This is a genomic window from Escherichia sp. WS1118, from assembly GCF_046487695.1.
Lineage (GTDB): Bacteria > Pseudomonadota > Gammaproteobacteria > Enterobacterales > Enterobacteriaceae > Escherichia > Escherichia coli.
The window spans coordinates 663,868-682,275 of sequence record NZ_JBJQIZ010000001.1 but is presented as its reverse complement, the minus strand read 5'-3'; the positions used below and the strand labels follow the sequence as shown (position 1 = coordinate 682,275).

Here is an 18,408-nt window from a genome sequence, read left to right as displayed (position 1 = left end):
GGCAAAGGGTTTTTGAGTCACATTTTTAGCAGACAAGGAGTGACGGGTGAGGCGATTGCCGGGGATTTTACTGCTTACTGGAGCCGCGCTCGTTGTGATCGCTGCCCTGCTGGTTAGCGGCCTGCGTATTGCTTTACCGCATCTTGACGCCTGGCGTCCGGAAATCCTCAACAAAATAGAATCCGCGACTGGCATGCCGGTAGAAGCCAGTCAGCTCTCAGCCAGCTGGCAGAATTTTGGTCCGACGCTTGAAGCGCACGACATCCGTGCAGAACTAAAAGATGGCGGCGAATTTTCGGTTAAACGCGTTACCCTGGCGCTGGATGTCTGGCAGAGCCTGTTACATATGCGCTGGCAGTTTCGCGACCTCACTTTCTGGCAGCTGCGCTTTCGCACCAACACTTCTATCACCAGCGGCGGTGGTAATGATAGCCTGGAAGCCAGTCACATCAGCGATCTGTTTCTTCGTCAATTTGACCATTTCGATCTCCGCGACAGTGAAGTCAGTTTCCTGACGCCATCCGGTCAGCGCGCCGAGCTGGCGATCCCACAGCTCACCTGGCTGAACGATCCACGTCGACACCGTGCGGAAGGCCTGGTAAGCCTCTCCAGCCTTACCGGACAGCACGGCGTGATGCAGGTGCGTATGGATTTGCGCGATGATGAGGGGTTGTTAAGCAATGGTCGCGTCTGGCTCCAGGCGGATGACATCGACCTGAAGCCGTGGCTCGGTAAATGGATGCAGGACAATATTGCGCTGGAAACGGCACAGTTCTCCCTTGAAGGCTGGATGACGATCGACAAAGGCGATGTAACCGGCGGTGACGTCTGGCTGAAACAGGGCGGTGCCAGCTGGTTGGGCGAGAAGGAAACACATACGCTGTCGGTGGATAATCTGACTGCGCATATTACGCGTGAAAATCCGGGATGGCAGTTCTCTATTCCCGATACACGGATCACGATGGACGGCAAACCCTGGCCGAGCGGAGCATTGACGCTGGCCTGGATACCGGAACAGGACGTTGGCGGCAAAGACAATAAACGCAGTGACGAACTCCGGATTCGTGCCAGTAATCTGGAGCTGGCAGGCCTGGAGGGCGTACGCCCGCTGGTCGCGAAACTTTCACCTGCACTGGGTGATGTTTGGCGCTCCACACAACCGAGCGGCAAGATTAACACTCTGGCGCTGGATATCCCGCTTCAGGCTGCAGACAAGACCCGTTTTCAGGCATCGTGGAGCGATCTGGCCTGGAAGCAATGGAAATTATTACCGGGTGCGGAACACTTCTCCGGGACGCTTTCCGGCAGCGTAGAAAATGGTTTGCTTACCGCGTCGATGAAGCAGGCAAAGATGCCTTACGAAACGGTATTCCGTGCGCCACTGGAAATCGCCGACGGCCAGGCAACGATAAGCTGGCTGAACAATGACAAAGGTTTCCAGCTGGATGGGCGTAATATTGACGTTAAAGCCAAAGCCGTCCATGCGCGCGGCGGTTTTCGTTACCTGCAACCTGCTAACGATGAACCCTGGCTGGGTATTCTGGCTGGCATCAGTACCGATGATGGTTCACAAGCCTGGCGCTATTTCCCGGAAAACTTGATGGGTAAAGACCTGGTTGATTACTTAAGTGGCGCGATTCAGGGCGGTGAAGCGGATAACGCGACGCTGGTTTATGGTGGCAATCCGCAACTCTTCCCCTATAAACACAACGAAGGTCAGTTTGAAGTGCTGGTGCCGCTGCGCAACGCGAAGTTTGCCTTCCAGCCGGACTGGCCTGCATTAACTAACCTTGATATTGAACTGGACTTTATTAACGACGGTTTATGGATGAAAACCGATGGCGTTAATCTGGGCGGCGTGCGCGCGAGTAATCTCACCGCAGTGATCCCTGACTACTCAAAAGAAAAACTGCTGATTGACGCTGACATTAAAGGTCCGGGTAAAGCCGTTGGCCCTTACTTTGATGAGACACCGCTGAAAGATTCTCTGGGGGCGACCCTGCAAGAACTCCAGCTCGACGGCGATGTGAATGCTCGCTTACATCTCGATATTCCGCTGAACGGCGAACTGGTAACCGCGAAAGGTGAAGTGACGCTGCGTAATAACAGTCTGTTTATCAAACCACTCGACAGCACCCTGAAAAATTTGAGCGGGAAATTCAGCTTTATTAATGGCGATCTGCAAAGTGAACCACTGACAGCAAGCTGGTTTAATCAGCCGTTGAACGTGGATTTTTCCACCAAAGAAGGGGCAAAAGCCTACCAGGTCGCGGTGAATCTCAACGGTAACTGGCAACCAGCGAAAACCGGCGTTCTGCCTGCAGCGGTGAACGAAGCATTAAGTGGCAGCGTGGCGTGGGATGGTAAAGTGGGCATTGAGCTGCCTTATCATGCTGGCGCGACGTATAACGTAGAGCTGAACGGCGATTTGAAGAATGTGAGCAGTCACTTACCTTCACCGTTAGCCAAACCTGCGGGTGAACCACTACCGGTAAACGTTAAGGTTGATGGCAATCTCAACAGCTTTGAATTAACCGGACAGGCTGGTGCGGATAACCATTTCAATAGCCGCTGGTTGCTCGGTCAAAAGCTGACGCTCGATCGTGCTATTTGGGCGGCAGACAGTAAAACGCTCCCGCCGTTGCCGGAACAAAGTGGCGTTGAACTCAATATGCCGCCGATGAATGGTGCCGAGTGGCTGGCCCTGTTCCAGAAAGGCGCGGCGGAGAGTGTCGGTGGTGCAGCGAGTTTCCCACAACACATAACGTTACGTACGCCTATGTTGTCGCTGGGAAATCAGCAATGGAATAACCTGAGTATTGTTTCGCAACCGACGGCAAATGGCACCCTGGTTGAGGCGCAAGGGCGTGAAATCAACGCCACGCTGGCGATGCGTAATAACGCACCGTGGCTGGCGAATATCAAATATCTTTATTACAACCCAAGCGTGGCGAAAACTCGTGGTGATTCAACACAGTCATCACCTTTCCCGACAACGGAACGCATTAACTTCCGTGGCTGGCCAGACGCACAAATACGATGCGCAGAGTGCTGGTTCTGGGGGCAAAAATTCGGTCGTATTGACAGTGATATCACCATTTCTGGCGATACGTTAACGCTGACTAATGGACTGATTGATACTGGTTTTTCGCGGCTCACTGCCGATGGTGAATGGGTTAACAATCCGGGGAATGAACGTACCTCGCTGAAAGGAAAACTGCGCGGGCAGAAAATTGATGCCGCCGCAGAATTTTTTGGTGTCACGACGCCCATACGCCAGTCGTCATTTAATGTGGATTACGATTTACACTGGCGCAAAGCACCCTGGCAGCCAGATGAGGCGACGTTGAATGGCATCATTCATACTCAACTGGGTAAAGGCGAAATTACCGAAATCAATACCGGACATGCCGGGCAATTGCTGCGCTTATTGAGCGTAGATGCCCTGATGCGTAAGCTGCGTTTTGATTTCAGAGACACTTTTGGCGAAGGGTTCTATTTTGACTCCATTCGCAGCACCGCGTGGATTAAAGACGGCGTTATGCACACCGACGACACGCTGGTGGATGGCCTGGAAGCGGACATCGCTATGAAAGGGTCGGTAAATCTGGTACGTCGCGACCTGAATATGGAAGCGGTTGTCGCACCAGAGATTTCTGCGACGGTCGGCGTGGCTGCGGCCTTTGCGGTTAACCCCATTGTTGGCGCGGCAGTGTTTGCCGCCAGTAAAGTGCTGGGACCGCTGTGGAGCAAAGTCTCCATTTTGCGCTATCACATTTCGGGTCCGCTGGACGATCCGCAAATCAACGAAGTGTTGCGACAACCGCGCAAAGAAAAAGCGCAATGATTTGACGAGGGCGCGTAATTGCCCCAATCTCATATGATAATCGTTGCCAAAGGCCAACGAGCCAGAACATAACCGTAGGCCGGACAGGGCGTTCACGCCGCATCCGGCAGCCGTAAAAAATCCTCTACTGCAGTAACTAACGAGTAGCAAAAACGATGAGTCTGAACCTGGTAAGTGAACAATTGCTAGCGGCGAACGGCCTGAAACATCAGGACTTGTTCGCGATCCTCGGTCAACTGGCCGAACGTCGCCTTGATTATGGCGATCTCTATTTTCAGTCGAGCTATCACGAATCCTGGGTTTTAGAAGACCGTATTATTAAAGATGGTTCTTACAACATCGATCAGGGCGTTGGCGTGCGTGCAATCAGTGGTGAAAAAACCGGATTTGCTTATGCTGACCAAATCAGCCTGCTGGCGCTGGAACAGAGTGCACAAGCGGCGCGCACCATCGTCCGTGATAGTGGTGATGGCAAAGTACAGACGCTGGGCGCGGTAGAGCATAGCCCGTTATATACCTCGGTAGATCCGCTGCAAAGCATGAGCCGTGAAGAGAAGTTGGATATTCTGCGTCGCGTCGATAAGGTTGCCCGCGAAGCGGACAAGCGCGTACAGGAAGTGACTGCCAGCCTCAGTGGTGTCTATGAATTAATTCTGGTTGCGGCCACCGACGGCACACTAGCGGCGGATGTCCGTCCGCTGGTGCGTCTTTCCGTGAGCGTTTTGGTCGAAGAAGATGGCAAACGCGAACGCGGTGCCAGTGGTGGTGGCGGTCGTTTTGGTTATGAGTTCTTCCTTGCCGATCTCGACGGCGAAGTCCGTGCGGATGCGTGGGCAAAAGAAGCAGTGCGTATGGCGCTGGTCAATCTTTCTGCCGTTGCTGCACCAGCGGGCACCATGCCGGTAGTACTTGGCGCAGGTTGGCCGGGCGTGCTGTTGCATGAAGCGGTGGGTCACGGTCTGGAAGGCGACTTCAACCGCCGTGGCACTTCAGTATTTAGTGGACAGGTCGGGGAGTTGGTGGCTTCAGAACTGTGTACCGTGGTTGATGATGGCACGATGGTCGATCGCCGTGGTTCGGTGGCGATTGATGACGAAGGTACGCCAGGCCAGTACAACGTGCTGATTGAGAACGGCATTCTGAAAGGCTACATGCAGGATAAACTCAACGCGCGTTTGATGGGGATGACGCCGACTGGCAACGGTCGCCGTGAATCCTACGCTCATCTGCCCATGCCGCGTATGACCAACACCTATATGCTGCCGGGTAAATCGACCCCGCAGGAAATTATTGAATCCGTTGAGTACGGTATCTATGCACCGAACTTTGGTGGCGGCCAGGTGGATATCACCTCCGGCAAATTCGTTTTCTCCACCTCAGAAGCGTATCTTATTGAAAACGGTAAAGTAACTAAGCCGGTGAAAGGCGCAACGTTGATTGGTTCCGGTATCGAAACCATGCAGCAGATTTCGATGGTTGGCAACGACCTGAAACTGGATAACGGCGTGGGTGTCTGCGGTAAAGAAGGGCAAAGTTTGCCGGTTGGCGTGGGCCAGCCAACGCTGAAAGTTGATAACCTGACTGTTGGCGGTACTGCGTAATAATTTCAGTATTTTCAGAAGGATAATTAATCCTTCTCCGTGTACGAACGGTCCCCTCGCCCCTCTGGGGTTAGGGTGAGGGGAACCCGTTGGCACAGGTTTGTACAACGTAACAGTACAATATTAATTACTTCTCTTTCCCGCGCCCGTGCATCTCCTGAAACAATTTACCGACCTCAACAAAATAATCCGTTAGCGAGTTGATCACGACTTGTACCTTCAGCGGCAGCTTATCTTTTTCGGTATATAACGCATAAACCGGGCGTGGGTCTGACTGGTAACGTGGCAGCAGGATCTCCAGTTCCCCGCGATTGATCTCGTTGATCACCCACATCAGCGGCACGTAGGCGATCCCGGCACCCGCCGTCAGCCAGCGCACCAGCGTCATCGGATCATTAGTCACAAATCTCCCTTGCGGGATCAGGCGAGTCGAGATCCCTTCCGGTGCGATCAGTTCAAATTCATTGTCGGGTCGCACGCTGTATTCAAGCCATGAATGACTACTTAAATCGGCGGGTTTTTCTGGTATGCCGTATTGTGTGAGATAGCTTTTTGCGGCGCACACCACCATTGGCATCGCGCCCAGACGGCGGGAAAACAGGCTGGAATCTTGCAACGCGCCGACGCGGATCACCACATCCAGACCGTCGGCAATCAGGTCGGGGGCAGGAATTCCGGTAACCAGATTGACGCTCAAACCTGGGTATTCTTTCAGCATTTTTGCCGTCAGCCCGGCGAGAACATTTTGTGCCATAGTTGAAGAACAGCCAATGCGCAGCGTCCCGATGGGGGTGTTATTGAAGGCATACAGTTGCTCATGAACATCCTGCACTTCATGGAGCATCCGACGGCAGCCCTGGTAGTAAATTCTGCCGGCTTCGGTCAGGCCAATGCTGCGTGTGCTACGGTTTAACAGCTTTACCTGCAACTCATCTTCCAGTTTTGACACCGTCTGACTGATGGACGAAACGCTCATCTGTAGCTGTCTGGCGGCGGCGGTAAAAGAGCCAAATTCAACTACTTTGGCAAACACCGACATGCGTTTTAGTCGTTCCATTATTCACTCTGACTTAAAAGTGATTTAGATCACATAATATAGATAACAGCATAACAGTTACGTTAATATATTAAATATCAATCTACAGCAATGTTGCTCTCGCCCGGCTTTCCATGCCCTTCTCTGCGGCGACAGATGCTGAAAATAATAACGCCTGCTCTCTCTATACAACCAAGGTCAACATGAGTCTGTTTCCCGTTATCGTGGTGTTTGGGCTGTCCTTCCCACCGATATTTTTCGAATTGCTTTTATCACTGGCGATTTTCTGGCTGGTGCGCCGGGTACTTGTGCCAACAGGTATTTACGACTTTGTCTGGCATCCGGCGTTGTTCAACACCGCGCTCTATTGCTGCTTGTTTTATTTGATATCGCGACTGTTCGTTTGAGGTTGAAGTGAAAACACTAATAAGAAAATTCTCCCGTACGGCCATCACGGTCGTATTAGTCATTCTGGCCTTCATCGCAATTTTTAATGCCTGGGTCTATTACACCGAATCCCCGTGGACGCGTGACGCGCGCTTTAGCGCTGACGTCGTTGCGATCGCGCCGGACGTTTCTGGACTCATTACCCAGGTGAATGTTCATGATAACCAGCTGGTGAAAAAAGGACAGGTACTGTTCACCATCGACCAGCCGCGTTATCAAAAGGCGCTTGAGGAAGCGCAAGCCGATGTTGCTTATTATCAGGTACTGGCACAGGAGAAACGCCAGGAGGCCGGACGTCGTAACCGTCTCGGTGTGCAGGCGATGTCTCGCGAAGAGATCGACCAGGCCAACAACGTACTACAAACAGTTCTGCATCAGTTAGCGAAAGCGCAGGCGACCCGCGATCTGGCAAAACTGGATCTTGAACGTACAGTCATCCGCGCGCCAGCAGATGGCTGGGTGACCAACCTCAACGTCTATACCGGTGAGTTTATTACTCGAGGATCAACGGCGGTTGCGCTGGTGAAACAGAACTCCTTCTATGTACTGGCCTATATGGAAGAAACTAAGCTGGAAGGGGTGCGCCCTGGGTATCGTGCGGAGATCACGCCGCTTGGCAGTAACAAAGTGCTGAAAGGGACTGTTGATAGTGTTGCCGCAGGGGTCACCAATGCCAGCAGCACGCGTGACGACAAAGGGATGGCGACCATCGACTCTAACCTTGAATGGGTACGTTTGGCGCAACGTGTTCCGGTACGTATTCGTCTCGACAACCAGCAAGAGAACATCTGGCCTGCGGGCACCACTGCTACGGTGGTAGTCACTGGCAAACAAGATCGCGACGAAAGTCAGGATTCGTTCTTCCGTAAAATGGCTCATCGCCTGCGTGAGTTTGGTTAATCACGATGGGTATTTTCTCCATTGCTAATCAACATATTCGCTTTGCGGTAAAACTGGCGACCGCCATTGTACTGGCGCTGTTTGTTGGCTTTCACTTCCAGCTGGAAACGCCACGCTGGGCGGTACTGACAGCGGCGATTGTTGCCGCCGGTCCGGCCTTTGCTGCGGGAGGTGAACCGTATTCTGGCGCTATTCGCTATCGTGGCTTTTTGCGCATCATCGGCACATTTATTGGCTGTATTGCCGGACTGGTAATCATCATTGCGATGATCCGAGCACCATTATTGATGATTCTGGTGTGCTGTATCTGGGCCGGTTTTTGTACCTGGATATCCTCGCTGGTACGAATAGAAAACTCGTATGCGTGGGGGCTGGCCGGTTATACCGCGCTGATCATTGTGATCACCATTCAGCCGGAACCATTGCTTACGCCGCAGTTTGCCGTCGAACGTTGTAGCGAGATCGTTATCGGTATTGTGTGTGCAATTATGGCGGATTTGCTCTTTTCTCCGCGATCGATCAAACAAGAAGTGGATCGAGAGCTGGAAAGTTTGCTGGTCGCGCAATATCAATTAATGCAACTCTGTATCAAGCATGGCGATGGTGAAGTTGTCGATAAAGCCTGGGGCGATCTGGTGCGACGTACTACGGCGTTACAAGGTATGCGCAGCAACCTGAATATGGAATCTTCCCGCTGGGCGCGGGCCAATCGACGTTTAAAAGCGATCAATACACTATCGCTGACGCTGATTACCCAATCCTGCGAAACTTATCTTATTCAGAATACGCGCCCGGAATTGATCACTGATACTTTCCGCGAATTTTTTGACACGCCGGTAGAAACTGCGCAGGACGTCCACAAGCAGCTCAAACGCCTGCGGAGAGTGATCGCCTGGACCGGGGAACGGGAAACGCCTGTCACCATTTATAGCTGGGTCGCGGCGGCAACGCGTTATCAGCTTCTCAAGCGCGGCGTTATCAGTAACACAAAAATCAACGCCACCGAAGAAGAGATCCTGCAAGGCGAACCGGAAGTAAAAGTAGAGTCAGCCGAACGTCATCATGCAATGGTTAACTTCTGGCGAACCACACTTTCTTGCATTCTGGGCACGCTTTTCTGGCTGTGGACGGGCTGGACTTCCGGCAGTGGTGCAATGGTGATGATTGCGGTAGTGACGTCACTGGCAATGCGTTTGCCGAATCCACGCATGGTGGCGATCGACTTTATCTACGGGACGCTGGCAGCGCTACCGTTAGGGCTGCTCTACTTTTTGGTGATTATCCCTAATACCCAACAGAGCATGTTGCTGCTGTGTATTAGCCTGGCAGTGCTGGGATTCTTCCTCGGTATAGAAGTACAGAAACGGAGATTGGGCTCGATGGGGGCGTTGGCCAGCACCATAAACATTATCGTGCTGGATAACCCGATGACTTTCCATTTCAGTCAGTTTCTCGACAGCGCATTAGGGCAAATCGTCGGCTGTGTGCTCGCGTTCACCGTTATTTTGCTGGTGCGGGATAAATCGCGCGACAGGACTGGACGTGTACTGCTTAATCAGTTTGTTTCTGCCGCTGTTTCCGCGATGACTACCAATGTGGCACGTCGTAAAGAGAATCACCTCCCGGCACTTTATCAGCAGCTGTTTTTGCTGATGAATAAGTTCCCGGGGGATTTGCCGAAATTTCGCCTGGCGCTGACGATGATTATCGCGCACCAGCGCCTGCGTGATGCGCCGATTCCGGTTAACGAGGATTTATCGGCGTTTCACCGGCAAATGCGCCGCACAGCAGACCATGTGATATCTGCCCGTAGCGATGATAAACGTCGTCGGTACTTTGGCCAGTTGCTGGAAGAACTGGAAATCTACCAGGAAAAGCTACGCATCTGGCAAGCGCCACCGCAGGTGACGGAACCAGTACATCGGCTTACGGGTATGCTCCATAAGTATCAACATGCGTTGACCGATAGTTAAGTCAAAACCGGCGCCCGAAGCGTCGGTTTTTTCATGGCTATACTTAGCGATGAACGGCAGAACTCGCCGCGAAACGTGACGGTGGCAACAGATGAATATTTATACCTTTGATTTTGATGAGATTGAGAGTCAGGAGGATTTTTATCGTGACTTTAGCCAAACCTTTGGTCTGGCGAAAGATAAGGTACGCGATCTCGACTCACTATGGGATGTGTTAATGAACGATGTCCTGCCGCTACCACTTGAGATTGAATTTGTTCATCTGGGAGAGAAAACGCGTCGCCGTTTTGGCGCGTTAATATTGCTGTTTGATGAGGCAGAGGAAGAGCTGGAAGGGCATTTGCGTTTTAATGTTCGTCATTAGCGCAAAAAAAGCCCCCGAACCGGGGGCAATATCGTCGGACAAGACGATGAGGGTTTATTTGTACAGTTCAGCCGTAGCGTGCCAGGTGTCACCACTACGAGCTTCAGTAATCTGGTAGGCCGTTGCGCCTTTCTCTTCCGCTTTTTTGTTCAGCATTTCACGCATATCCATTGGCGAAGACGCCACACCACTTACGGATACGGTCCCGATTGCTTCACGATTTTGTGCTTGTGCAGCATCAATGGAGTCGGCAGCGAATGCACCGAAAGAGAGAACAGAAAGCACACTTAATGCAGCAACAGTGGTTTTGATTTTCATGATTTTTACCTCGACATAATCTTTTAGCTGGGCCTTTGTTTCGTGACCCATATCACAAAATCAAGTATACACTAATTATTGAACTAATTAATACCACGCTAACTGTTTCAGTTGATACTAAGTGTTAAAAATGTGAATTTTAATAACAAAAAAGAATTAAAAACACGATCATTTATTGTTAATTATAGTATTTTCAATTAGATAATGAATTTTGCATAATGTGCTTTTTTACTATATGTATTCATTGTGTGAATGATATGTCGCAGTAAAACGCACTATTCGTTAAATGAATCGCAGGGGAAAGCAGGGGGTTGATAGGCAAAAGCAACATTTTCCCCGCCGCCAGAAGCGACGGGGCAGAGATTAAAGCTCCTGGTCGAACAGCTCTAAAATCGCTTCGTACAGCTCTTTGACGGTGAAACCGTTAGCAGGGGTAGTAAAGATGGTGTCATCGCCAGCGATGGTGCCCAGAATACCTTCTGCTTTGCCCAGTGAGTCCAGCAGGCGAGCAATTAACTGCGCCGCACCAGGGCTGGTATGAATCACGACAACTGCATCGTTGTAGTCGATATCCAGTACCAGATTCTTCAATGGACTGGAGGTGGTTGGTACACCCAGTTCAGCTGGCAGGCAGTAAACCATTTCCATTTTGGCATTGCGTGTACGTACAGCACCAAACTTGGTCAACATCCGCGAGACTTTAGACTGATTAATATTGTCAAAGCCTTGCTCCTGCAACGCGGCGACGATTTCGCCCTGGGAGCTAAATTTCTCTTCTTTAAGTAATGCTTTAAATGCTTTAACTAGTTCTTCTTGCTTAGCCGAGCTTCGCATAAGTCACCCGATATGGTGGTTGATACAACATTATTGTGCATACAGATGAATTTTTATGCAAACAGTCAGCCCTGAAGAAGGCTGAAATAATGTTATGAAAGAGCGGGATTTTATCAAATTTCGTTATTGAGAAACATGCCTGCGTCACGGCCTGCAAATTCTGCTTAAAAGTAAATTAATTGTTATCAAATTGATATTGTTTTGGCTGAGCGGTAGGGTATATTGTCACCGCCTGTTGGAATGTTGCGCTAATGCATAAGTGACTGTTAATTACGTAAGTTAGGTTCCTGATTACGGCAATTAAATGCATAAACGCTAAACTTGCGTGACTACACATTCTTGAGATGTGGTCATTGTAAACGGCAATTTTGTGGATTAAGGTCGCGGCAGCGGAGCAACATATCTTAGTTTATCAATATAATAAGGAGTTTAGGATGAAAGTCGCAGTCCTCGGCGCTGCTGGCGGTATTGGCCAGGCGCTTGCACTACTGTTAAAAACCCAACTGCCTTCAGGTTCAGAACTCTCTCTGTATGATATCGCTCCAGTGACTCCCGGTGTGGCTGTCGATCTGAGCCATATCCCTACTGCTGTGAAAATCAAAGGTTTTTCAGGTGAAGATGCGACTCCGGCGCTGGAAGGTGCAGATGTCGTTCTTATCTCTGCAGGCGTAGCGCGTAAACCGGGTATGGATCGTTCCGACCTGTTTAACGTTAACGCCGGCATCGTGAAAAACCTGGTACAGCAAGTTGCGAAAACCTGCCCGAAAGCGTGCATTGGTATTATCACTAACCCGGTTAACACTACAGTTGCGATTGCTGCTGAAGTGCTGAAAAAAGCCGGTGTTTATGACAAAAACAAACTGTTCGGCGTTACCACGCTGGATATCATTCGTTCCAACACCTTTGTTGCGGAACTGAAAGGCAAACAGCCAGGCGAAGTTGAAGTGCCGGTTATTGGTGGTCACTCTGGTGTTACCATTCTGCCGCTGCTGTCACAGGTTCCTGGCGTTAGTTTTACCGAGCAGGAAGTGGCTGATCTGACCAAACGTATCCAGAACGCGGGTACTGAGGTGGTTGAAGCGAAAGCCGGTGGCGGGTCTGCAACCCTGTCTATGGGCCAGGCAGCTGCACGTTTTGGTCTGTCTCTGGTTCGCGCACTGCAGGGCGAACAAGGCGTTGTCGAATGTGCCTACGTTGAAGGCGACGGTCAGTACGCTCGTTTCTTCTCTCAACCGCTGCTGCTGGGTAAAAACGGCGTGGAAGAGCGTAAATCTATCGGTACTCTGAGCGCATTTGAACAGAACGCGCTGGAAGGTATGCTGGATACGCTGAAGAAAGATATCGCCCTGGGCGAAGAGTTCGTTAATAAGTAATTGATTAGCGGATAATAAAAAACCGGAGCACAGACTCCGGTTTTTGTTTTTTTACGCTGACCTTAGTTGGTCGCCGGATATTCCTGAATGGTGACCTGCAATGTTAACTGTTTATCGTCACGCATCACGACAACCGGGATCACCGAACCAGGGCGAATTTCCGCGACCTGATCCATTGTCTCCAGGGCGGAAATAGCGGGTTTGTTATTCACAGAGATAATCAGATCGTTGACCTGGATGCCTGCATTTGCCGCTGGGCCATCAGGCGACACTTCGTTAACCACGATCCCTTGCAGTTGATCCATGCCGCCACTCTGCGCATGTAATGGGGCGATCTCACGTCCACCAATGCCAATGTAGCCACGGATCACACGGCCATCACGGATCAGTTTATCCATAATTTTGGTCGCTAACTGGAAAGGAATCGCAAAGCCGATACCTTCCGGCGTTTCGCCATCGTTACTCTTATCAAACGACAGCGTGTTAATGCCCATCAGTTCGCCCAGCGAGTTCACCAGCGCGCCGCCAGAGTTACCGTGGTTAATGGAAGCATCGGTTTGCAGGAAGTTTTGCCGCCCGGTCGGGTTCAGACCGATTCGACCCGTGGCACTGATAATCCCTTGGGTAATGGTCTGCCCGAGGTTGTACGGGTTACCGATCGCCAGAACCACATCGCCAATGTGCGGTACGCGGCGTGGATTGATCGGAATCGTTGGTAAACCGCCTGTGGCGTTAATTTTCAGCACCGCCAGATCGGTTAGAGAGTCAGAGCCAACCAGTAACGCTTCAAAAACACGTCCATCCTGTAAGGCGACGATGATCTGATCGGCGTCGTTGATCACGTGTTTATTGGTGATGATATACCCGCGTTGATCCATGATTACACCAGATCCCAGGGTGCGGATCTCAAGCTGGTTGTGAGAGTTGGTGTTCAAACCGCGGTTATAAACGTTAACCACCGCTGGCGCGGCGCGGCGAACCGCCAGATTATAGCTGGCAGGCGTCTCATCGGTACTGTCAAATTGCGGAGTGGAAAGCGGGTTAAGGCTGCGCAGCGAAGGCATGGCAACCAGTAGAATAGCGCCGACAATTAATCCAATCGCAACGGAACGTAAGAGCTTCACAAACATGATGGAGGCATCGTTAAAAAAGGGAACGGCAGCAGCATACCACGAGTTAACCGGACATCACACGTCAGCCTGATGCCCGGTTTACGACATTAACGCATTAGTAGGTAGATGCTTTCATTGCCGCGTACAATTTGCAGGGCAATGATGGCCGGTTTTGCCGCCAGCACTTTACGCATTTCAGCAATCGAGTTCACCCGATCGCGGTTGACGCCAATGATCACATCGTCTTTTTGCAAGCCAGCCTGAGCAGCTGGGCTTCCTTTGACAACCTCATCGATCTTAATACCTTTGCCACCATCTTTTAGTTGACCATCGCTCAACGTTGCACCTTCCAGCGCTGGCGTGATCATTTCAGCGCTGGCCGACGAAGAGGTGCTGGTATCGAGCGTCACTTCTACTTCCAGTGGTTTGCCGTTACGCAGCAGGCCAAGCTTCACTTTCGTGCCCGGCTCGGTGGTCGCGATACGAGAGCGCAACTCAGCAAAGCTATTCAGCGGTTTGCCGTTGAGGCTGGTAATAATATCGCCCGCTTTGACGCCCGCTTTCGCCGAGCCAGAACCTGGCAACACTTCGCTGACAAACGCGCCACGCTGCACGTCAAGGTTGAAGGCCTTGGCGATATCGGCACTCATCTCGGTGCCTTTGATGCCTAACAGGCCGCGTTTGATTTCTCCAAAGTCGATAAGCTGCTGCGCCAGTGTTCGCGCCATATTACTGGGAATGGCAAATCCAATCCCGACGCTACCGCCGCCAGGCGCAAGGATTGCAGTGTTGATGCCAATTAACTCACCGTTAAGGTTTAACAGTGCACCGCCGGAGTTACCGCGGTTAATGGAAGCATCTGTCTGGATAAAGTTTTCCAGACCTTCAAGATTCAACCCGCTGCGGCCTAATGCGGATATAATGCCAGAGGTGGCGGTTTGCCCAAGGCCAAATGGGTTACCGACCGCCACGGCAAAATCACCGACGCGCAATTTATCGGAGTCGGCAATAGCGATTTGCGTTAATTTGCTCGGGTTTTGAATTTGCAACAGGGCGATATCGCTCTGGTCATCGCTACCAATCAGTTTTGCATCAAACTCGCGCCCATCATTGAGCTGAATACTGATTTTCTGTGCCTGATTAATCACATGGTTGTTGGTCAGCACATAGCCTTTATTGGCGTTGATGATGACACCGGAGCCTAAACCTTCGAAGGGTTGTGCAGGTTGATCCGGTAAATCATCACCAAAAAACTTTTTGAATTCTTCCGGGATTTTCTGTCCCTGACTGGCCGTTCCTTCCACCCGTACGCTCACCACTGCCGGAAGCACTTTTTCCAGCATTGGAGCCAGACTGGGGAGGGGGGCCTGATCGGCAACCTGGCCTGGAATCGACGCGACGGCCTGAAATGACGCCGAGAGAGTTAACCCGACACTTAACGCTAATGCACTCAACAGCTGGGTTTGTTTTTTCATTATTCCTGCTCTCGTACCTGAATGATAAGAAAAGAGATTCAAAACAGTTTGATGTTATTGAATTTTCAGACGGCTAACAATGAGACACCAGATTAAATGATAGTCGGGGAGGGAGAGAAGAGGAGGGCGCAATGGCTGCGCCCGAAAAATAAATTAGTCGCGCTTCGCGCCAGTACGCAGCAGGCCGGATGCGCCTTCAGAATAGTCGCGAGGCATCTGCACCGGTGCCTGATCGTTGCTGGCTTCAGACTCTGCCAGACGATTACGGAACGGGTTTGCTTCCGCAGACAGTTCCGGCAGCAGGCTACTGGAGCTTTTCGCCATGTGCTGATACAGCTGGCGATAGTCGTGCGCCATGGTATCCAGTAATTCCGCGCTGCGGGCAAAGTGGCTAACCAGCTCTTCGCGATACTCGTCCAGTTCAGCTTTATTCTTTTCCAGTTCGTACTGCAACGCCTGTTGCTGGCGTAGTTTACGATTACCAAAACGCATGGCCACAGCACCAATAATGATGCCGACGACTAACCCAATTAGCGCATATTCCCAGGTCATGAACATCTCCCGTTGTCTTTTGTTTCCGTAGGGTGTTGGCTTCAGGCTCCATGCCTGCGGCTGATTATGCCACTATAACCGTTAATTCCACAGAAGTGGAATCCCGACAGCATATCGCGTAGTGTAGAACGGCCTTTTTTTCGTCAACCGTGAACAACGGCGCACCGATTATTCAAGGAATAACAATAAGATCATGCAAAGCGTTACCCCAACATCGCAATACCTGAAGGCGCTCAATGAAGGCAGCCATCAACCCGACGACGTTCAAAAAGAGGCCGTCAGCCGCCTGGAAATTATTTATCAGGAACTCATCAATAGCACGCCACCAGCCCCCAGGACGAGTGGGCTAATGGCGCGGGTCGGTAAGCTGTGGGGTAAACGCGAAGACACAAAGCATATGCCAGTGCGTGGCTTATATATGTGGGGCGGTGTAGGACGCGGGAAAACCTGGCTGATGGACCTTTTCTATCAAAGTCTGCCGGGAGAGCGGAAACAGCGCCTGCACTTTCACCGTTTTATGCTGCGGGTGCACGATGAGCTGACCGAATTACAAGGCCAAAGCGATCCGCTGGAAATTATCGCCGATCGCTTTAAAGCAGAAACTGACGTGCTCTGTTTTGACGAATTTTTTGTTTCTGATATTACCGATGCCATGCTACTTGGCGGTCTGATGAAAGCCCTGTTCGCCCGCGGTATTACCCTGGTAGCGACGTCAAATATTCCGCCGGACGAACTTTATCGAAATGGCCTGCAACGTGCGCGTTTTTTGCCTGCAATCGATGCCATTAAACAGCATTGTGATGTAATGAACGTGGACGCTGGTGTTGATTATCGCCTGCGTACACTCACTCAGGCGCACCTGTGGCTTTCGCCACTCAACGATGAAATCCGGGCGCAAATGGATAAACTATGGTTGGCGCTGGCGGGGGCGAAACGAGAAAATTCACCGACGTTAGAAATCAACCATCGGCCATTGGCGACAATGGGCGTCGAGAACCAGACGCTGGCGGTTTCTTTTACTACGCTGTGCGTCGACGCCCGCAGTCAGCATGACTATATTGCGCTCTCACGCCTCTTTCACACGGTCATGTTGTTTGATGTACCAGTTATGACGCGGTTGATGGAGAGCGAAGCGCGACGCTTTATTGCGCTGGTGGATGAGTTTTACGAGCGCCATGTCAAATTAGTGGTGAGTGCAGAAGTGCCGCTGTATGAAATTTATCAGGGCGAGCGGCTGAAGTTTGAGTTCCAGCGTTGCCTGTCACGTCTGCAAGAGATGCAAAGCGAAGAGTATTTGAAGCGCGAGCATTTGGCGGGGTAAAACCTGCCACAAATCACAAAAAGGGGTCGATCTTTGACCCCGACTTCTCTATAATCCTGCGACCCCACGTTACAAGAAAGTTTTTTTTCCCGAAACTTTTTGTGTGCTGGCATAGGCTATTCGAAGGGGTAGGTTTGCCGGACTTTGTCGTGTGAACCTCAACAATTGAAGACGTTTGGGTGTTCACCAACGTGTAACTATTTATTGGGTAAGCTTTTAATGAAAACTTTTACAGCTAAACCAGAAACCGTAAAACGCGACTGGTATGTTGTTGACGCGACCGGTAAAACTCTGGGCCGTCTGGCTACTGAACTGGCTCGTCGCCTGCGCGGTAAGCACAAAGCGGAATACACTCCGCACGTAGATACCGGTGATTACATCATCGTTCTGAACGCTGACAAAGTTGCTGTAACCGGCAACAAGCGTACTGACAAAGTGTACTATCACCACACCGGCCACATCGGTGGTATCAAACAAGCGACCTTTGAAGAGATGATTGCTCGCCGTCCTGAGCGTGTGATTGAAATCGCGGTTAAAGGCATGTTGCCAAAAGGCCCGCTGGGTCGTGCTATGTTCCGTAAACTGAAAGTTTACGCGGGTAACGAGCACAACCACGCGGCACAGCAACCGCAAGTTCTTGACATCTAATCGGGATTATAGGCAATGGCTGAAAATCAATACTACGGCACTGGTCGCCGCAAAAGTTCCGCAGCTCGCGTTTTCATCAAACCGGGCAACGGTAAAATCGTAATCAACCAACGTTCTCTGGAACAGTACTTCGGTCGTGAAACTGCTCGCATGGTAGTTCGTCAGCCGCTGGAACTGGTCGACATGGTTGAGAAACTGGACCTGTACATCACCGTTAAAGGTGGTGGTATCTCTGGTCAGGCTGGTGCGATCCGTCACGGTATCACCCGCGCTCTGATGGAATACGACGAGTCCCTGCGTTCTGAACTGCGTAAAGCTGGCTTCGTTACTCGTGACGCTCGTCAGGTTGAACGTAAGAAAGTCGGTCTGCGTAAAGCACGTCGTCGTCCGCAGTTCTCCAAACGTTAATTGGCTTCTGCTCCGGCAGAAAACAATTTGCGAAAAAACCCGCTTCGGCGGGTTTTTTTATGGCTAAAATCTGCATCAGCGTAAAAAATGGAAAGTTGCTTTTTGCTGCCACCTGACAGACAGGTAAAACAAAAACCACATCGCCAATAAGGGACTAAGTCAACTATTTCAGACTAAAGCGCATCTCTTTTTCCCCATT

Annotated in this window: 16 protein-coding genes; 10 read left to right on the top strand and 6 right to left on the bottom strand. The window is 51.1% G+C overall.

Annotated features, from left to right (window positions below):
- Nucleotides 1–46: 46 nt before the first annotated feature.
- Nucleotides 47–3,847 (top strand): AsmA2 domain-containing protein YhdP, encoded by a 3,801-nt coding sequence (gene yhdP / locus ACJHYO_RS03295; RefSeq protein WP_085455561.1) that lies wholly within the window; start codon nucleotides 47–49, stop codon nucleotides 3,845–3,847.
- A gap of 155 nt (nucleotides 3,848–4,002) precedes the next feature.
- On the top strand, nucleotides 4,003–5,448 hold the full coding sequence (tldD, locus tag ACJHYO_RS03290; RefSeq protein ID WP_000055909.1) for a metalloprotease TldD: 1,446 nt from the start codon (nucleotides 4,003–4,005) through the stop codon (nucleotides 5,446–5,448).
- A 127-nt stretch (nucleotides 5,449–5,575) separates the two neighbouring features.
- On the opposite strand, the gene aaeR is transcribed toward tldD, so the two are convergent.
- Nucleotides 5,576–6,505, bottom strand: coding sequence for an HTH-type transcriptional activator AaeR (gene aaeR / locus ACJHYO_RS03285; RefSeq protein WP_000440317.1), 930 nt, complete (start codon nucleotides 6,503–6,505; stop codon nucleotides 5,576–5,578).
- A gap of 182 nt (nucleotides 6,506–6,687) precedes the next feature.
- Here aaeR and aaeX point away from each other — a divergent pair, with 182 nt between their 5' ends.
- From aaeX to ACJHYO_RS03265, 4 genes are all read left to right on the top strand, one after another.
- Nucleotides 6,688–6,891 (top strand): p-hydroxybenzoic acid efflux pump operon protein AaeX, encoded by a 204-nt coding sequence (gene aaeX, locus ACJHYO_RS03280; protein WP_000051841.1) that lies wholly within the window; start codon nucleotides 6,688–6,690, stop codon nucleotides 6,889–6,891.
- 7 nt (nucleotides 6,892–6,898) lie between these two features.
- Nucleotides 6,899–7,831, top strand: a complete 933-nt coding sequence (gene aaeA / locus ACJHYO_RS03275) for a p-hydroxybenzoic acid efflux pump subunit AaeA (protein ID WP_000854033.1) — start codon at nucleotides 6,899–6,901, stop codon at nucleotides 7,829–7,831.
- Between the two features lie 5 nt (nucleotides 7,832–7,836).
- The gene (gene aaeB / locus ACJHYO_RS03270) at nucleotides 7,837–9,804 is read left to right on the top strand and encodes a p-hydroxybenzoic acid efflux pump subunit AaeB (protein WP_000510964.1); all 1,968 of its coding nucleotides are present in this window, start codon (nucleotides 7,837–7,839) and stop codon (nucleotides 9,802–9,804) included.
- A gap of 91 nt (nucleotides 9,805–9,895) precedes the next feature.
- A complete protein-coding gene (locus ACJHYO_RS03265) occupies nucleotides 9,896–10,168 on the top strand; it encodes a barstar family protein (protein WP_001029013.1) in 273 nt (90 codons plus the stop codon).
- A gap of 54 nt (nucleotides 10,169–10,222) precedes the next feature.
- Here the strand turns inward: ACJHYO_RS03265 and yhcN are convergent, their stop codons facing one another.
- Together yhcN and argR are read right to left on the bottom strand one after the other, a co-directional pair.
- Complete coding sequence (gene yhcN / locus ACJHYO_RS03260) at nucleotides 10,223–10,486, bottom strand: peroxide/acid stress response protein YhcN (protein WP_000695690.1); 264 nt, start codon at nucleotides 10,484–10,486, stop codon at nucleotides 10,223–10,225.
- 363 nt (nucleotides 10,487–10,849) lie between these two features.
- Nucleotides 10,850–11,320, bottom strand: coding sequence for a transcriptional regulator ArgR (gene argR / locus ACJHYO_RS03255; RefSeq protein WP_001257847.1), 471 nt, complete (start codon nucleotides 11,318–11,320; stop codon nucleotides 10,850–10,852).
- Between the two features lie 434 nt (nucleotides 11,321–11,754).
- On the opposite strand from argR, the gene mdh reads away from it, so the two are divergent.
- Nucleotides 11,755–12,693 carry a malate dehydrogenase gene (gene mdh, locus ACJHYO_RS03250; protein WP_001295272.1) on the top strand — a complete coding sequence of 313 codons (939 nt, stop codon included), beginning with the start codon at nucleotides 11,755–11,757 and terminating at the stop codon, nucleotides 12,691–12,693.
- Between the two features lie 62 nt (nucleotides 12,694–12,755).
- Here mdh and degS read toward each other — a convergent pair whose 3' ends face one another.
- The 3 genes from degS to zapG form a co-directional block, all read right to left on the bottom strand.
- Entirely contained in the window at nucleotides 12,756–13,823 is a 1,068-nt protein-coding gene (gene degS / locus ACJHYO_RS03245) for an outer membrane-stress sensor serine endopeptidase DegS (RefSeq protein WP_000497726.1), read from the bottom strand.
- Between the two features lie 89 nt (nucleotides 13,824–13,912).
- Nucleotides 13,913–15,280: a serine endoprotease DegQ gene (degQ, locus tag ACJHYO_RS03240; RefSeq protein ID WP_001337629.1), complete on the bottom strand. Its 1,368-nt coding sequence runs from the start codon at nucleotides 15,278–15,280 to the stop codon at nucleotides 13,913–13,915.
- 153 nt (nucleotides 15,281–15,433) lie between these two features.
- Entirely contained in the window at nucleotides 15,434–15,832 is a 399-nt protein-coding gene (gene zapG / locus ACJHYO_RS03235) for a Z-ring associated protein ZapG (protein ID WP_001295270.1), read from the bottom strand.
- A gap of 193 nt (nucleotides 15,833–16,025) precedes the next feature.
- On the opposite strand from zapG, the gene zapE reads away from it, so the two are divergent.
- The 3 genes from zapE to rpsI all read left to right on the top strand — a co-directional run bounded on the left by zapE (nucleotide 16,026) and on the right by rpsI (nucleotide 18,209).
- Nucleotides 16,026–17,153 (top strand): cell division protein ZapE, encoded by a 1,128-nt coding sequence (gene zapE, locus ACJHYO_RS03230; protein ID WP_021524548.1) that lies wholly within the window; start codon nucleotides 16,026–16,028, stop codon nucleotides 17,151–17,153.
- Nucleotides 17,154–17,372: 219 nt separating this feature from the next.
- Complete coding sequence (gene rplM, locus ACJHYO_RS03225; protein ID WP_000847559.1) at nucleotides 17,373–17,801, top strand: 50S ribosomal protein L13; 429 nt, start codon at nucleotides 17,373–17,375, stop codon at nucleotides 17,799–17,801.
- A 15-nt stretch (nucleotides 17,802–17,816) separates the two neighbouring features.
- On the top strand, nucleotides 17,817–18,209 hold the full coding sequence (gene rpsI / locus ACJHYO_RS03220; protein WP_000829818.1) for a 30S ribosomal protein S9: 393 nt from the start codon (nucleotides 17,817–17,819) through the stop codon (nucleotides 18,207–18,209).
- Nucleotides 18,210–18,408: the final 199 nt, after the last annotated feature.